The 14,022-nt window shown below is 61.4% G+C and carries 16 protein-coding genes; 12 read left to right on the forward strand and 4 right to left on the reverse strand.

Going from position 1 to position 14,022, the window contains the following annotated elements:
- Positions 1-10 precede the first annotated feature (10 nt).
- The 5 genes from PSH81_RS06195 to PSH81_RS06215 all read left to right on the forward strand — a co-directional run bounded on the left by PSH81_RS06195 (position 11) and on the right by PSH81_RS06215 (position 3,748).
- Positions 11-727, forward strand: coding sequence for a TetR/AcrR family transcriptional regulator (locus tag PSH81_RS06195; protein ID WP_305392176.1), 717 nt, complete (start codon positions 11-13; stop codon positions 725-727).
- Positions 728-788: 61 nt separating this feature from the next.
- Entirely contained in the window at positions 789-2,066 is a 1,278-nt protein-coding gene (locus tag PSH81_RS06200; RefSeq protein WP_192297249.1) for a flavohemoglobin expression-modulating QEGLA motif protein, read from the forward strand.
- A gap of 186 nt (positions 2,067-2,252) precedes the next feature.
- A complete protein-coding gene (locus tag PSH81_RS06205; RefSeq protein ID WP_305392177.1) occupies positions 2,253-3,158 on the forward strand; it encodes an alpha/beta hydrolase in 906 nt (301 codons plus the stop codon).
- Positions 3,155-3,481 (forward strand): hypothetical protein, encoded by a 327-nt coding sequence (locus tag PSH81_RS06210; protein ID WP_104995690.1) that lies wholly within the window; start codon positions 3,155-3,157, stop codon positions 3,479-3,481. Before PSH81_RS06205 ends, PSH81_RS06210 begins: the two co-directional genes overlap by 4 nt.
- A 120-nt stretch (positions 3,482-3,601) precedes the next feature.
- On the forward strand, positions 3,602-3,748 hold the full coding sequence (locus tag PSH81_RS06215) for a hypothetical protein (protein ID WP_226455893.1): 147 nt from the start codon (positions 3,602-3,604) through the stop codon (positions 3,746-3,748).
- 48 nt (positions 3,749-3,796) lie between these two features.
- On the opposite strand, the gene PSH81_RS06220 is transcribed toward PSH81_RS06215, so the two are convergent.
- The 3 genes from PSH81_RS06220 to PSH81_RS06230 all read right to left on the reverse strand — a co-directional run bounded on the left by PSH81_RS06220 (position 3,797) and on the right by PSH81_RS06230 (position 5,678).
- Positions 3,797-4,582 (reverse strand): OmpA family protein, encoded by a 786-nt coding sequence (locus PSH81_RS06220; RefSeq protein ID WP_226455892.1) that lies wholly within the window; start codon positions 4,580-4,582, stop codon positions 3,797-3,799.
- Between the two features lie 55 nt (positions 4,583-4,637).
- On the reverse strand, positions 4,638-5,063 hold the full coding sequence (locus PSH81_RS06225; RefSeq protein ID WP_192299380.1) for a DUF4398 domain-containing protein: 426 nt from the start codon (positions 5,061-5,063) through the stop codon (positions 4,638-4,640).
- A gap of 270 nt (positions 5,064-5,333) precedes the next feature.
- A complete protein-coding gene (locus PSH81_RS06230; RefSeq protein ID WP_192299379.1) occupies positions 5,334-5,678 on the reverse strand; it encodes a pilin assembly protein in 345 nt (114 codons plus the stop codon).
- 185 nt (positions 5,679-5,863) lie between these two features.
- Between PSH81_RS06230 and ppc the strand changes: the two genes are divergently transcribed.
- The 6 genes from ppc (at position 5,864) to PSH81_RS06260 (ending at position 12,474) form a co-directional block, all read left to right on the forward strand.
- Positions 5,864-8,491: a phosphoenolpyruvate carboxylase gene (gene ppc, locus PSH81_RS06235; RefSeq protein ID WP_192299378.1), complete on the forward strand. Its 2,628-nt coding sequence runs from the start codon at positions 5,864-5,866 to the stop codon at positions 8,489-8,491.
- A gap of 279 nt (positions 8,492-8,770) precedes the next feature.
- Positions 8,771-9,418 (forward strand): adenylate kinase, encoded by a 648-nt coding sequence (adk, locus tag PSH81_RS06240; RefSeq protein WP_192299377.1) that lies wholly within the window; start codon positions 8,771-8,773, stop codon positions 9,416-9,418.
- A gap of 90 nt (positions 9,419-9,508) precedes the next feature.
- Positions 9,509-10,192, forward strand: coding sequence for a tRNA (adenosine(37)-N6)-threonylcarbamoyltransferase complex dimerization subunit type 1 TsaB (gene tsaB / locus PSH81_RS06245; protein WP_305392178.1), 684 nt, complete (start codon positions 9,509-9,511; stop codon positions 10,190-10,192).
- Between the two features lie 276 nt (positions 10,193-10,468).
- Positions 10,469-10,759 (forward strand): hypothetical protein, encoded by a 291-nt coding sequence (locus tag PSH81_RS06250; RefSeq protein WP_192299375.1) that lies wholly within the window; start codon positions 10,469-10,471, stop codon positions 10,757-10,759.
- Positions 10,759-11,619 carry a DUF72 domain-containing protein gene (locus PSH81_RS06255; protein WP_226455890.1) on the forward strand — a complete coding sequence of 287 codons (861 nt, stop codon included), beginning with the start codon at positions 10,759-10,761 and terminating at the stop codon, positions 11,617-11,619. Before PSH81_RS06250 ends, PSH81_RS06255 begins: the two co-directional genes overlap by 1 nt.
- 27 nt (positions 11,620-11,646) lie before the next feature.
- A complete protein-coding gene (locus tag PSH81_RS06260; protein WP_192299373.1) occupies positions 11,647-12,474 on the forward strand; it encodes an oxaloacetate decarboxylase in 828 nt (275 codons plus the stop codon).
- A 1-nt stretch (position 12,475) separates the two neighbouring features.
- Here the strand turns inward: PSH81_RS06260 and PSH81_RS06265 are convergent, their stop codons facing one another.
- Positions 12,476-13,096, reverse strand: coding sequence for an energy transducer TonB (locus PSH81_RS06265; RefSeq protein ID WP_226455888.1), 621 nt, complete (start codon positions 13,094-13,096; stop codon positions 12,476-12,478).
- Between the two features lie 96 nt (positions 13,097-13,192).
- Between PSH81_RS06265 and PSH81_RS06270 the strand changes: the two genes are divergently transcribed.
- Positions 13,193-13,975, forward strand: a complete 783-nt coding sequence (locus tag PSH81_RS06270; RefSeq protein ID WP_192299371.1) for a class I SAM-dependent methyltransferase — start codon at positions 13,193-13,195, stop codon at positions 13,973-13,975.
- Positions 13,976-14,022: the final 47 nt, after the last annotated feature.

Below are 14,022 nucleotides of genomic sequence, written 5' to 3' on the forward strand. Positions count from 1 at the left end.
ATGTGTTTGGGTGAACCGCGTAACCGCTCAAGAAAGCGCCGCCGGCATTGCTGCCGCTGTGGTGGAAAGCGTCCAGTATCAGGGCCGTAAGGCCAGCCGCCGGGGCAGCGAGCAGCGCCGGCAAGATATTCTCGATGCGGCCATGCGCATCGTCGTGCGTGATGGCGTTCGCGCCGTTCGCCATCGGGCAGTGGCGGCGGAGGCGGGGGTGCCATTGTCGGCCACCACCTATTACTTCAAGGACATCGATGATCTGCTCACCGATACCTTTGCTCAGTACGTCGAACGCAGCGCCGAGTTCATGGGCAAGCTGTGGGTGCGCAACGAGGGCCTGCTGCGGGAAATGGTCGCTTATGGCGATGGCAGCCCGCAGTCGCGTTCGCAGTTGGCCGACGACATTGCGCGGTTGACCGCCGATTACGTGCTGCGTCAGCTGACCAACCGGCGCGAACACCTGATGGCCGAGCAGGCCTTTCGCCAGGAGGCTCTGTTGAACCCGCGCCTGGCCGAACTGGTGCGTTCCCACCAGCAGATCCTGTTGCAGGGCACCGAGCAGTTTTTCCGGGTACTGGGTTCGCGCGAGCCACAACAGGATGCCAAGGTGTTGACGGCTATAATCGGTCGGATGGAGTATCAGGGCCTGCTGGGCAGCCCCGAACCGCTGACCGCTGAGGAGATGCTTGAGATCCTCAAGCGCTACATGCATTTGGTGTTGGCTTCGGTCTGACGTAGGCTGCTGACACGCGGGGCCGCGCGCGGGCACATAACGTTTAAAGAGGAAGCATCAGGTGGACGATTACCAGCAGACGATACGCACCTTGTCTGATCGCATTGTGCTGGCACAAACACCGATTCGCGTCCTCGACGCTGTGAAGTGGGACGACAACATTCGCCAGGGATTCCTCAAGGCCAAGGGCAAGGAAATGCCTGCCGTGAGCCGCGACTATTACCAGAACCGACCGCTGTCGTTCGACTCCAGTGCGGTCAAGCTGGAATTCCAGAACATCGAGCGCGACATCACCCGTCGCCTCGGCCAGTTCAGCCCGGTGGGGCAGATCATGCGCCGCATGTGCAAGGAATACCGCATGGTGGTGCGCATGCTCGAAGCGCGTGGCACCGAGGATTTCGGCCTGATTTCCCAGGAGCTCTACGGCGCCGCTTCCGATGCCTTCCACGCCGGCGACCCGACCCTGGCTGACCTGGGCCTGATGCTTTCCGATTACCTGAACAATATCGACGGCCGTGGCGACTTGAAGGATGAGGCCAAGACCCTCACCGCCAAGGACGCCGTGGCCCTGCTGCAAACCCGTCTGAACAAGGTGTTTGGCGAGGCCGAAGAAACCATCCGCGTGTTCGAGTCCGACGGCATCGTCGCCGATGCCGCCGCCGGCGCCGACTACATCAAGATCCGCGCCGACGCGATGTTCAACGACCGCGACGTGCGTGCCCTGGAGGTGCATGAAGGCCTGGTGCACGTGGGTACCACCCTCAACGGCCAGAACCAGCCGATCTGCACCTTCCTGTCCAAGGGCCCGCCGTCCTCCACCGTGACCCAGGAAGGCCTGGCGATCCTGATGGAGATCATCACCTTTGCCTCCTACCCAAGCCGCCTGCGCAAACTGACCAACCGCACCCGCGCCATCCACATGGTGGAGGAGGGCGCCGACTTCTTGCAGGTATTCGAGTTCTTCCGTGAGCAGGGCTTTGAAATGGCCGAAAGCTACGGCAACGCCAGTCGCGTCTTCCGTGGCTCGGTGCCGACGGGGCTGCCGTTTACCAAGGATTTGTCCTACCTCAAGGGCTTTATCATGGTCTACAACTACATCCAGCTGGCCGTGCGTAAAGGCAAGCTGGAGCAAGTGCCGCTGTTGTTCTGCGGCAAGACCACCCTGGAAGACATGCGCACCTTGCGCCAACTGGTGGATGAAGGCCTGGTGGTGCCGCCGAAGTACCTGCCGGAGCAGTTCCGCGACATGAACGCGCTGGCGGCGTGGATGTGCTTCTCCAACTTCCTCAATCACTTGAGCCTGGATCGGATCGAGGCGGATTACTCCAACATCCTCTGACCAAACCGGATCTCAATGTGGTAGAGAGCTTGTGTGGGAGCGGGCTTGCTCGCGAAGGCGGTGTTTCAGATACACATGAGTTGGCTGACACTCCGTCTTCGCGAGCAAGCCCGCTCCCACAGAACCCCGCTGCCACTGTTGAATCACTGTGAGTCTGAAAATCGAATAATAGCGAGGCTTCAACGGATGAGAATCCTCGGCATTCTGTGCCTGCTACTGACCTTGAACGGTTGCAGCTCCCTGCTGTTCTACCCCGAGCCCGGCCTGCCGTTCACCCCGGAAAAAGCCCACCTGGCCTACCGTGACGTGACCCTCACCACCGCCGATGGGGTGAAACTCCACGCCTGGTGGCTGCCGGCCAAGCCTGGTGTGGCGCTCAAGGGCACCGTACTGCACCTGCACGGCAACGGCGGCAACCTGGCCTGGCACCTCGGTGGCAGTTGGTGGTTGCCGGAACAGGGCTACCAGGTGCTGCTCCTGGACTATCGCGGTTATGGCCTGTCCGAAGGCAAGCCATCACTGCCGGCGGTCTACCAGGACCTCGACGCGGCGTTCAGCTGGATCGACACCGCCGCCGAAACCCAGCACCAACCGTTGATCGTCCTCGGCCAAAGTCTCGGCGGTGCGCTGGCGGTGCATTACCTGGCGGGCCATCCGGAGCGTCAGGCGCAGCTCAAGGCGCTGGTGCTGGACGGAGTGCCCGCCAGTTATCGTGATGTAGGACAATTCGCGCTGAGCACCTCCTGGATAACATGGCCGTTGCAAGTGCCCTTGTCCTGGCTGGTGCCGGACCGCGACAGCGCCATCCATGACATGCCCAGGCTGACCGGCGTGCCGAAGCTGCTGTTCCACAGCCTGGACGACCCGATCGTGCCCCTGGCCAATGGCATCCGCCTGTATCAGGCGGCGCCGCCACCGAGAGTGCTGCAGTTGACCCGTGGCGGTCATGTGCAGACTTTTGCCGACAAGACCTGGCAGACCGTGATGCTGCGTTATCTGGATGACCCGCAGCACTTCAACGGCCTACGCCGCCTGGGCGAAATTCCGAACTATCCGATTCCCAAAGTTGATTCATCAGAGAGCCCGCAATGAGCGAAGAACGCAACATGATCCCCCTGATCCTCACCGGCATCGGCACTATTATCGGCACCGTTGGCTGCCTGTGGTTCTATGGCTACCTGCACTTCGCCAAGCCCGAAGATGCGTTGCTGCTCAGCGACTTCACCATGCTCAAGACCGTGCCCGGCGAGGATTACAAGATTTCCCTGACACCGGCCGCGCAAGTGGCGCAGTGCGTCGATGGCGTGCTGGTGATGTTTGATACCGAACAGAAAGGCTTGAGCGGTGTGCTGGTGAACAACAAGAAGCAAGCCGTGCGTTGCCTGGGTCAGGAAACCCCGCAATTGCAGCAATAGGCCGTACACGGAAATATCTGGAACCGTATTGTGTAAGAAGCCACAGAAGGCGAGGACACTTACACAGGGCGGGGTAAGAATGTGGCGATAGTCATTGGTGCAATACGCAACATGCTGGACATGGCCAGATGTCAAGCGGCGCTGGAGCGGCGCGACGCGCAGGAACAGAAGATCGAGACCTTGTTGGCCAAGCTCTCGGACAATTCATACGACACTCAAAGCGTGAAGCTGCGAGATGAGAATACCGGCCAGCAGATCAAGTTCTGATACTCAAAAAAAACCCACCGTGAGGTGGGTTTTTCTATCCAGCTTCAATCAATTGGCGACGGAAGACCGTGGCTTGACCGGCTGGTTGTCGTTGGAAATAGTCACTTCAACACGGCGGTTCATGGCACGGCCCGACACGCTGCCGTTGTCGGCTACCGGGTATTCCTTGCCGTAACCCTGGGTCACGATGCGCGAAATATCCACGCCTTGCTGTGCCAGTGCGCGCTGTACCGAAGCCGCACGGCGCTCGGACAGGCTCTGGTTGTACGAATCGGACCCGGTGCTATCGGTATAGCCTTCGACGATCACTTTACGGTCCGGGTTGTCGCGCAGGAACTGCGCCAGCTTGGTGATGTTGACCAGGCCGCTGGATTTGAGGTCGGACTTGTTGGTGGCGAACAGCACGTCACCAAAGGTCACCAGCGTACCGCGCTCGGTCTGCTTGGCGTTCAGGCTGTCTTGCAGTTGCTTGATTTGCGCGTCGCGGGCCTCAAGCAGGGCGCGGGCACGTTCGTCGCCGGCGTTTTTCAGCTTGGCTTCGGACTCGCGCAACACGATGGTGTCTTTGGCCACTTCAACACGCTGGTTGGTCAGGTAGGCCAGTTGGTCGACTTTCTTCTGGTCTTCCTTATCACGGTAGGCTTTGTCAGCCTTGTCCAGCCATTCGCTGGCGTCCTTGGTTTCCAGTGCCGCCAGCTTGGTGGCTTGCGGGTTGGTTTGCAGGGCCGAGAAGTTGGTCCGTGCGTTTTCCAGGTTCGCGTTCGGCGGGGTGGAGCAGGCCGCCAGGGCAACGCTCATCGCCAGCAGGGCAGGGATCATCAATTGTTTACGCATAGTCGTGTCGTCCTTTCAATTCGATATCGGGTGCAGTGCAATCGGGGGCGGCGGCTTATTGCTGTTTGATCACAGCCGGGCGCATGCCTTCCTGACGCAGCTCCTGAACAGCTTTCTGGGAATCCTTCACAGCCTGTTCAGCCTTGGCCGCCTGGGATTTGCGCTCAGCCACGCGAGCGTCCCATTCAGCTTGTTCGGCCAGGCGACGGGCCTCTTCGTAGTTCTTGTCGTGCATGGCGATTTCGGCTTGCTTGAGCTTGTCCTGGGCCGACTTCATTTCCACGGCCGCATATTCGGTGCCGCCAGCGCTGACTGCGCTGTTCACCGCAGACTGGGTCACCGCGTATTGCTCGGTTGGCGGGTTGCCGGCGCAGCCCGCCAGGACGAAGCTGGTGCCGATTGCCAGCGCGGCCAATTTGAGCCCGCGCAGGTGGTTAAACGAGGATTTGGCAGTGCTGGTCTTCATCGTCTTCAACTCCATTGGATAACTCCTGAAAAACTTAAAATCCATCTTGTAAGGTCGATTGCGGGCCCGGCGGATAAGGCACATGACGCCTGTTGAAACGACCGTTCCAAATGATGGCTTACTGGGTGTGACCGAAGGCTTTTTTGAATAGTTCAGAGAAGATGGCGATTTGCCTAAAAAAATATCTGACTGATCGGTCAGCACAAAAAATTGGAACTTCTGCGTTGCGCAGTGGTACGCCGGGCCTGTTCAAGGCCCGGAATACAAGGGGTTTGAAGGGATGTATCAGTGTGTCGGTTCGTCGGCGGCGGCCGACAAGTCATGCAGATAGCGTCGCGACAAGGTCAGGAAACGCGGGGTGGGGCCGACATCTTCATACAGCGGGTCGCCCTCTTCATCGGTGGCAATCACCTGCTGGCCCTTGATGTAGGGGAAGCTGGCTTCCAGCTCTTCCAGGGCGGCGCCGATCAACTCGGCGAGCAGTTCTTCAGGCTGGCGCTTGGGGTACATCTCGGCGATGGCCGCCAGCCGGGCGGCGGCTTCCAGATCCAAGTGGACGGCGTACGCGTTCTTGGTCAAGCGACCCTTGGCGTTCTCTTCCCAATGCTGGGCCAATTCTCGAATTTTCATGGCAACCTCAATAAAGCCCGGGATGGCGGGCGGTGATGAGTGACCAGTCGCCCGTGTGGGTAAACACAGGCGCCTTAGTCTTCAGACTAGCTGCATCGCGCAAGGTTTAAAGTCTTGTCATAAATGAATGCTGGCGGCACTCTGCAAGACCTGCGCGTCCCGGATTTCTGGCTGGAGATTGGCTGATGAGTGATATCGATGCACGCTTGCGTGAGGATGTTCACCTGCTGGGTGAACTGTTGGGCAACACCATTCGAGAGCAGTACGGCGATGCTTTTCTCGACAAGATCGAGCAGATCCGCAAAGGCGCCAAGGCCGATCGACGTGGCGCTGGCGATGAGTTGAGCAGCAGCCTCAACCAGTTGCAGGAAGACGAACTGTTGCCGGTGGCCCGTGCCTTCAACCAGTTCCTCAACCTCGCCAACATCGCCGAGCAATACCAACTGATTCACCGGCGCGATGAGTCGCAGCCGGCGCCGTTCGAATCCCGCGTGTTGCCTGAACTGCTTGCGCGCCTGCAAAGCGAAGGCCACAGCAATGAATCCCTGGCCCGCCAACTGGCGCGGTTGGAGATCGAGTTGGTCCTCACCGCCCACCCCACCGAAGTGGCGCGCCGCACCCTGATCCAGAAATACGATGCGATTGCCGCGCAACTGGCGCTGCAGGATCACCGTGATCTCACCACCGCCGAGCGCACGCAGATCCGCGAGCGCCTGCAACGGTTGATCGCCGAGGCCTGGCACACCGAAGAGATCCGCCGTGTCCGGCCAACCCCGGTCGACGAAGCCAAATGGGGCTTTGCGGTGATCGAGCATTCGCTGTGGCACGCCATCCCCAATTACTTGCGCAAGGCCGACCAGGCCCTGCACGCCGCCACTGGCCTGCGTTTGCCGCTGGAAGCTGCGCCAATCCGCTTTGCTTCGTGGATGGGCGGCGACCGGGACGGCAACCCGAACGTCACCGCGCCGGTGACTCGCGAAGTGTTGCTGCTGGCACGCTGGATGGCGGCGGACTTGTACTTGCGCGATATCGACCATCTGGCCTCGGAGCTGTCGATGCAACAAGCCAGCCCGGCGTTGCAGGCCAAGGTGGGTGACAGTGTCGAGCCCTATCGTGCGCTGCTTAAACAACTGCGCGAACGTCTGCGCGCGACCCGGCAATGGGCCCACGCATCATTGACCGCCGCCGCCCCGGCCCCCGTGGAGGTACTGCAATACAACCGCGACCTGCTCGATCCGCTGGAACTGTGCTATCAGTCGCTGCACGAATGCGGCATGGGCGTGATCGCCGATGGGCCGCTGCTCGATTGCCTGCGCCGTGCGGTGACCTTCGGTTTGTTCCTGGTGCGTCTGGATGTGCGCCAGGATTCCAGTCGGCATTCGTCAGCCATGACCGAAATCACCGACTACCTTGGCTTGGGCCGCTATGAAGAGTGGGATGAAGACGCGCGCATCAGCTTCCTGAGCAAGGAACTGAGCAACCGTCGGCCACTGTTGCCGGGCTATTTCAAGCCATCGGCGGACACCGCTGAGGTCTTGAATACCTGTAAGGAAATTGCCGCCGCGCCTGCTGCTTCGTTGGGTTCGTATGTCATCTCCATGGCCGGAGCTGCGTCGGACGTGCTCGCCGTGCAACTGTTGCTCAAAGAATCGGGCGTGCAGCGGCCGATGCGTGTGGTGCCACTGTTCGAAACCCTGGCTGACCTGGACAACGCCGGCCCGGTGATCGAGCGGCTGTTGCTGCTGCCCGGCTATCGCGCGCGGTTGCAAGGCCCGCAGGAAGTGATGATCGGCTACTCGGACTCGGCCAAGGATGCCGGCACCACCGCCGCCGCCTGGGCGCAGTACCGTGCCCAGGAACGCCTGGTCGACATCTGCCGCGAGCAGCAGGTGGAATTGCTGTTGTTCCACGGTCGCGGTGGCACCGTTGGACGGGGTGGTGGCCCGGCGCATGCGGCGATCCTGTCGCAGCCGCCGGGGTCGGTGGCGGGGCGCTTCCGTACTACCGAGCAAGGCGAGATGATCCGCTTCAAGTTCGGCCTGCCAGACATCGCCGAGCAAAACCTCAACCTCTACCTCGCCGCCGTGTTGGAAGCCACGCTGTTGCCGCCACCACCGCCGGAACCGGCGTGGCGCCATTTGATGGACGAATTGGCGGCAGACGGTGTCAGCGCATACCGCGCCGTGGTGCGGGAAAATCCGCAATTCGTCGAGTACTTCCGCCAGTCCACCCCGGAGCAGGAGTTGGGGCGTTTGCCCTTGGGCAGCCGTCCGGCCAAGCGCCGGGCGGGCGGTATCGAAAGCCTGCGCGCGATTCCGTGGATCTTCGGCTGGACCCAGACCCGCCTGATGCTGCCGGCCTGGCTTGGCTGGGAAGCGGCGCTGAGCAAGGCGCTGGAGCGCGGTGAGGGCGAGCTGCTGGGGCAGATGCGTGAGCAGTGGCCATTCTTCCGCACCCGCATCGATATGCTGGAAATGGTGCTGGCCAAGGCCGATGCCGACATTGCGCGACTGTACGATGAGCGTCTGGTGCAGCCTGACCTGCTGCCATTGGGGGCGCACTTACGCGACCTATTGTCGCAGGCATGCAGTGTGGTGCTTGGCCTGACTGGCCAGTCGCAACTGCTGGCCCATAGCCCGGACACCCTGGAGTTCATCCGTCTGCGCAACACCTACCTCGACCCCCTGCACCTGTTGCAGGCCGAGTTGCTGGCGCGCTCGCGTCAACAAGAGGCGGCGCAGGACAGCCCTCTGGAACAGGCGCTGCTGGTGTCCGTGGCCGGTATTGCCGCCGGTTTGCGCAACACCGGCTGAGGTTTTCCAAGCGTTCTCAACGGCTTGCAGATAAACCACGACGGCCGCCCGGAAACGGGCGGTCAGCGTTTATGCGGGCGGGTTGCACTCAGGCACACCCTACCTATGACGCATGCCCTGCGCGGGTTCCTGCGACTTTTGGCGGCTTGTATGGTGACCGCCCGCTGTGTATCTTGATCAGCCTTTGGCCGTTTGGGCGGCCCGAATCCTATTTTTACGCGATTGGCCCCACGCGGCGAATCCGAGCGACATCTCTATAAAAAATTGAGGAGCACATCAATGCGCGTCATTCTGCTGGGAGCTCCCGGGGCCGGTAAAGGTACTCAGGCAAAGTTCATCACTGAAAAATTCGGCATTCCACAAATCTCCACCGGCGACATGCTGCGTGCAGCGGTCAAGGCCGGCACCGAGCTGGGCCTGATCGCCAAGAGCGTGATGGACAGCGGTGGCCTGGTCTCCGATGACTTGATCATCAACCTGGTCAAGGAACGCATCAGCCAGGAAGACTGCAAGAACGGTTTCCTGTTCGACGGCTTCCCACGCACCATTCCCCAGGCTGAAGCCCTGGTGAAGGCTGGCGTTGAGCTGGATGCCGTGGTTGAAATCGCGGTTGAAGATGAAGAAATCGTACAGCGTATTGCCGGTCGTCGCGTTCACGAAGCCTCGGGCCGCGTGTACCACACCCTGTACAACCCGCCAAAAGTCGAAGGCAAGGACGATGTGACCGGCGAAGAGCTGGTACAGCGTAAGGACGACACCGAAGAAACCGTGCGTCATCGCCTGTCGGTCTACCACTCCCAGACCAAGCCTTTGGTGGATTTCTACCAGAAGCTGTCGGCTGCCCAAGGCAAGCCCAAGTACAGCCACATCCCTGGCGTTGGCTCGGTTGAAGCCATCACCGCCAAGGTGTTGCAAGCACTGAGCTGATCCTTCGTTCAGCTTTGTGTACAACGGCCCGCTTGCGGGCCGTTGTTGTTTATACTGGCGCACTTTTTTTCGACTTGGACACCCACACCGATGAGCACCCTGCTGGCCCTGGACACCGCGACTGAAGCTTGCTCCGTTGCCCTGCTGCACGATGGCAAGGTAACAAGCCACTACGAGGTGATCCCCCGCCTGCATGCGCAGAAGCTGTTGCCGATGATCAAGCAACTGCTCGAAGACGCCGGCACCACCCTGGCGGCGGTTGATGCCATCGCATTTGGCCGCGGGCCAGGTGCGTTTACTGGCGTGCGGATCGCTATCGGCGTGGTGCAGGGCTTGGCGTTTGCCTTGGAGCGGCCGGTGTTGCCAGTGTCCAACCTGGCCGTGCTGGCCCAGCGCGCGTTGCGCGAACACGGCGCGTATCAGGTGGCTGCGGCGATCGACGCGCGCATGGATGAGGTCTATTGGGGTTGCTATCGCGAGACCGCTGGCGAAATGTGCCTGGTCGGCGTGGAAGCCGTGCAGCCGCCGGAATCCTCGGTATTGCCACCAGATGCCAGCGGTGACTGGTTCGGTGCCGGCACCGGTTGGGGTTATGGCGAGCGCATTGGGGTCACGCTGGTGGGGCAGGACGCCGCCATGTTGCCCCACGCCGAAGACCTGCTGACGTTGGCGCGCTTTGCTTTTGAGCGGGGCGAGGCGATTCCCGCCGACCAGGCGGCGCCGGTGTACCTGCGCGATAAGGTTGCGCAGACCAAGGCTGAGCGCGGCCTGTAATTGTGGCGAGGGAGCTTGCTCCCGCTTTTTGTCGAGGGAGCAGGGACTGCTGCGCAGTCCAGCGGGAGCAAGCTCCCTTGCCACAGTGATGGTGTGGGCCTCGCGGGATTATTTGACGCCAAAAGTGCGGGTATTTTCTGACAAAAAACGCCAATCGTCAGAATTTGCCCGAGGTTTTAAACCTTTTTCAAATTATGTGTTCTAGTTATCACCAGAGCATTTGCGCGCTACGGATTGCGCCACTAAAATGCCATTACTGATAGCGAGTTCGCGCCTATGCGTATTGATGGCTTTTCCTCACCGTCCTATCCAATCAAGCGCAAGCCGCGCAAGGCAAACGCTACGGTGGACGACTCCGTCGAGGATTCGCCGGACTTCATCGAAGTCCAATCCGATGCGCAAGCCAGCTCCCAAGCCCGTATCAGCGGCCTTCCCGCCCGTCAGCAAGACATGGTCTTCCCGCGCTCCATGAGCAAAAGCGTCGCGACCGCCCTGGCCAGCTACCTGACCACCGCCGGTTTTGTCGAATGGGATATGGAAGTGCTGGGCCTCGACATCCACATCTGATGCGCCTGCCTTACTTCATCGGTTGCCCATCCTGGAGTGAAAACGCCTGGCGCGAATACCTGTACCCGGCCGACGCACGTTCCAACGATTACCTCGCGCTGTATTCCCAAGTCTTCAACGCCGTTGAAGGCAACACCACGTTTTATGCCCGCCCCTCGGCCGCCACGGTGCAGCGCTGGGCCGAGATCATGCCTGCCGATTTTCGCTTCACGGCGAAGTTCCCCGGTGACATCAGCCATGCTGGCGACTTGCGTGAGCAACTGCCGGCGGCGGAAAGTTTTGTCGGCCTGATGAGCCCGCTGGGGGAGCGTGTTTCGCCGCTGTGGCTGCAGTTGTCGGCAGGCTTTGCGCCGCAGCGCCTTGCCGAATTGGTCGGGTTTATCGACGGCCTTGAACGCCCGATGGCCGTTGAAGTGCGCCACCCGGAGTTCTTCGCCAAGGGCGACGCCGAGCGCACGCTCAACCGTTTGTTGCGTGATCGAGGCGTGGAGCGCATCTGCCTGGACCCGCGTGCGCTGTTCAGCTGCACGTCGACTTCGGCGGCGGTGTTGCATGCCCAGTCGAAGAAACCCAAGGTGCCACCACGTCCGGCGGCGTTGACCCTGTTTCCCCAAGTACGTTTCATCGGTCATCCCGAACTGCAAGCCAACGACCCGTTCCTGGTCCCGTGGGTGGAAAAAATCGCCTTCTGGATCGAAGAGGGCCGCACGCCGTACATCTTCCTGCACACCTCGGACAACCGCCTGGCCGCACAACTGGCCCTGCGCTTTCACGAACAATTGATGGCGCGCCTGCCCGGCCTGCCACCCCTGCCGACCCTGAATCGAGCGCCTGAAGTGGAGCAACTGGGGTTACTCTAGGGCTCCTTTTATCGCCAGGAGTCAGACATGGATGCCCAAGCCCTTCGCGCCGAAACCTTCAAGGCCTTGCACGCGCGTGATCGTGCCTTCGTGATGCCCAACCCATGGGATGCGGGCTCCGCCGTGATGCTCGCCAGCCTGGGCTTTGAAGCCCTGGCCACCACCAGCGCAGGCTATGCGTTCAGCCTCGGACGGCCGGATGCGGAAGGGGCGTTGTCCCTGGACGACACATTGGTCAATGCCACGCTGATTGCCCAAGCCACCCCATTGCCAGTGGCCGCCGACCTCGAAAACGGCTTCAGCGACACCCCTGAAGGCTGCGCCCAGACCATCCTGCGTGCGGCGGCCACGGGCATTGTCGGCGGCTCCATCGAAGACGCCACCGGCATCGCCGCTGAGCCGATCTATGCCTTTGACCTGTCTGTGGCGCGTGTAGAAGCCGCCGTTGCCGCCGCGCGCAGCCTGCCATTCGCCTTCACCCTGACCGCCCGTGCGGAAAACCTCCTGCATGGTCGTCTGGATTTGCCTGACACCATCCGCCGGCTGCAAGCCTACGCCGAAGCCGGTGCCGACGTGCTCTACGCGCCAGCTCTGCGCAGTGCCGAGGAAGTATTGGCGGTAGTCAAGGCGGTGGCGCCCAAGCCGGTCAACGTGTTGATGTCCGGCGGCTTGAACCTCAGCGTGGCGCAGTTGAGTGCGATGGGCGTGCGACGGATCAGCGTCGGCTCAGCCATGGCGCTGGCAGCCTATGGCGAGTTTTATCGCGCAGCGCAGGAGGTGTATGAGTTGGGGACGTTTACCTTCACTGAACGCAAGATGCCGTTCAACCAGGCCAACGAGTTTTTCAAGCGCTGAATCAGGCGGCCAGGCGCAGGTTCTGAGTGATCAGCGGGCGAGCCCAGTGGTAATCGAAGTCCAGGGCCTTTTGTTGCGCCAGCAGTTCTTCGGTCGGGTACGGCGTGGCGGCCGGTGGCAGCAGGTCCAGTTCGAACTCGGCAATCGGCAGGTGCAGCGGGCGGGGCTCGGGCGCCGGGCCGGGTTCCGGCAGCGGTTGGCCGGCGCTCAGCACGATTGGGCGAACCCAGCCGCTTTCGAAGTTTTGCTGGCGCTGTTGGGCGACGATTTCTTCTTCGGGCAATGGTGTCGCAGCCGGTGGCAGCAGTTCGGTCTCGAACTCGGCAATCGGCAGGAACAACGGCTCAGGCGGGGCGATTTCGGTGTCTTTCACGTCGCATTCACGCTGGGTGAGGATCTGCGACAGCAGGTCGGCGCCGGCACTGGGTTCAACTTCCGGGTCCAGCGGTGCAGGCGCCTGGGCGGCGAGCGCGCCCGGCGTGTCGCCGAGCTGCTCGGCCAACGCCCGGGCAAAGAAGTCCTGCCACACATGACTCACCCCGGCCAGCGCTTGGGTATTGCGCAGGCCGTAGTGGTTGTGGGTCGGCAGTACACCGATGGTTAGGGGAAGAATGTCTGACATTTTTCTCGGTCGACGCTCAGCTCTGGCAAAATACCTGACTGTTGTTTTTATCGGCCGGTATTTGCCGATCCTTAATATTTTTGAGCGTAGCGATTGATGAGCGAACAACCAGCGGCCAGCCGCATCAGGGTCGAGGCCTTGGCCGAAGGTTTTCAGGCCCTTGCCGAGCAATGGGCGACGCGGCTTGGCCTGCCTTTGCAGCAGGCGGATGCGGATTTTTCCCTGCAAGTCGGTGAACAGGGCCTACAGCTGCAACAGCTCGGGCCGGATGCACCGGGGCCGGTGCGCGTGGATTTTGTCGAAGGTGGCGCGGCGCACCGGCGTTTGTATGGCGGTGGCAGCGGGCAGATGATTGCCAAGGCCGTGGGCATCGCCCAAGGCGTGCGCCCACGGGTGCTAGACGCTACCGCGGGCCTGGGCAAGGACGCGTTTGTACTCGCGAGCCTGGGCTGCGAAATGAGCCTGATCGAGCGCCAGCCGTTGATCGGCGCCTTGCTTGAAGACGGCCTGGCGCGCGGCGCGGATGATTTTGAGGTGGCACCGATTGTGGCGCGCATGCAGCTGCTCAAGGGCAACTCCATCGAGGTGATGCGTAATTGGGAGGGCGAGCCGCCCCAGGTGATCTATCTCGACCCGATGTTCCCGCATCGTGAGAAAACTGCCCTGGTGAAGAAGGAAATGCGCCTGTTCCGGCCGTTGGTGGGGGATGATCCGGATGCCCCGGCATTGCTCGCAGCGGCACTGGCGTTGGCCAGCCATAGGGTGGTGGTGAAACGGCCGCGCAAGGCACCGTGTATCGAGGGGCCCAAGCCGAGCCATGCGTTGGATGGCAAGTCCAGCCGGTATGACATCTACCCGAAGAAGGCGCTCAAGGGCTGAATGTTCATTGGCCCTTAGGGCCTCATCGCAGGCAAGCCAGCTCCCAC

It is taken from the genome of Pseudomonas sp. FP2335 (genome assembly GCF_030687535.1).
GTDB lineage: Bacteria > Pseudomonadota > Gammaproteobacteria > Pseudomonadales > Pseudomonadaceae > Aquipseudomonas.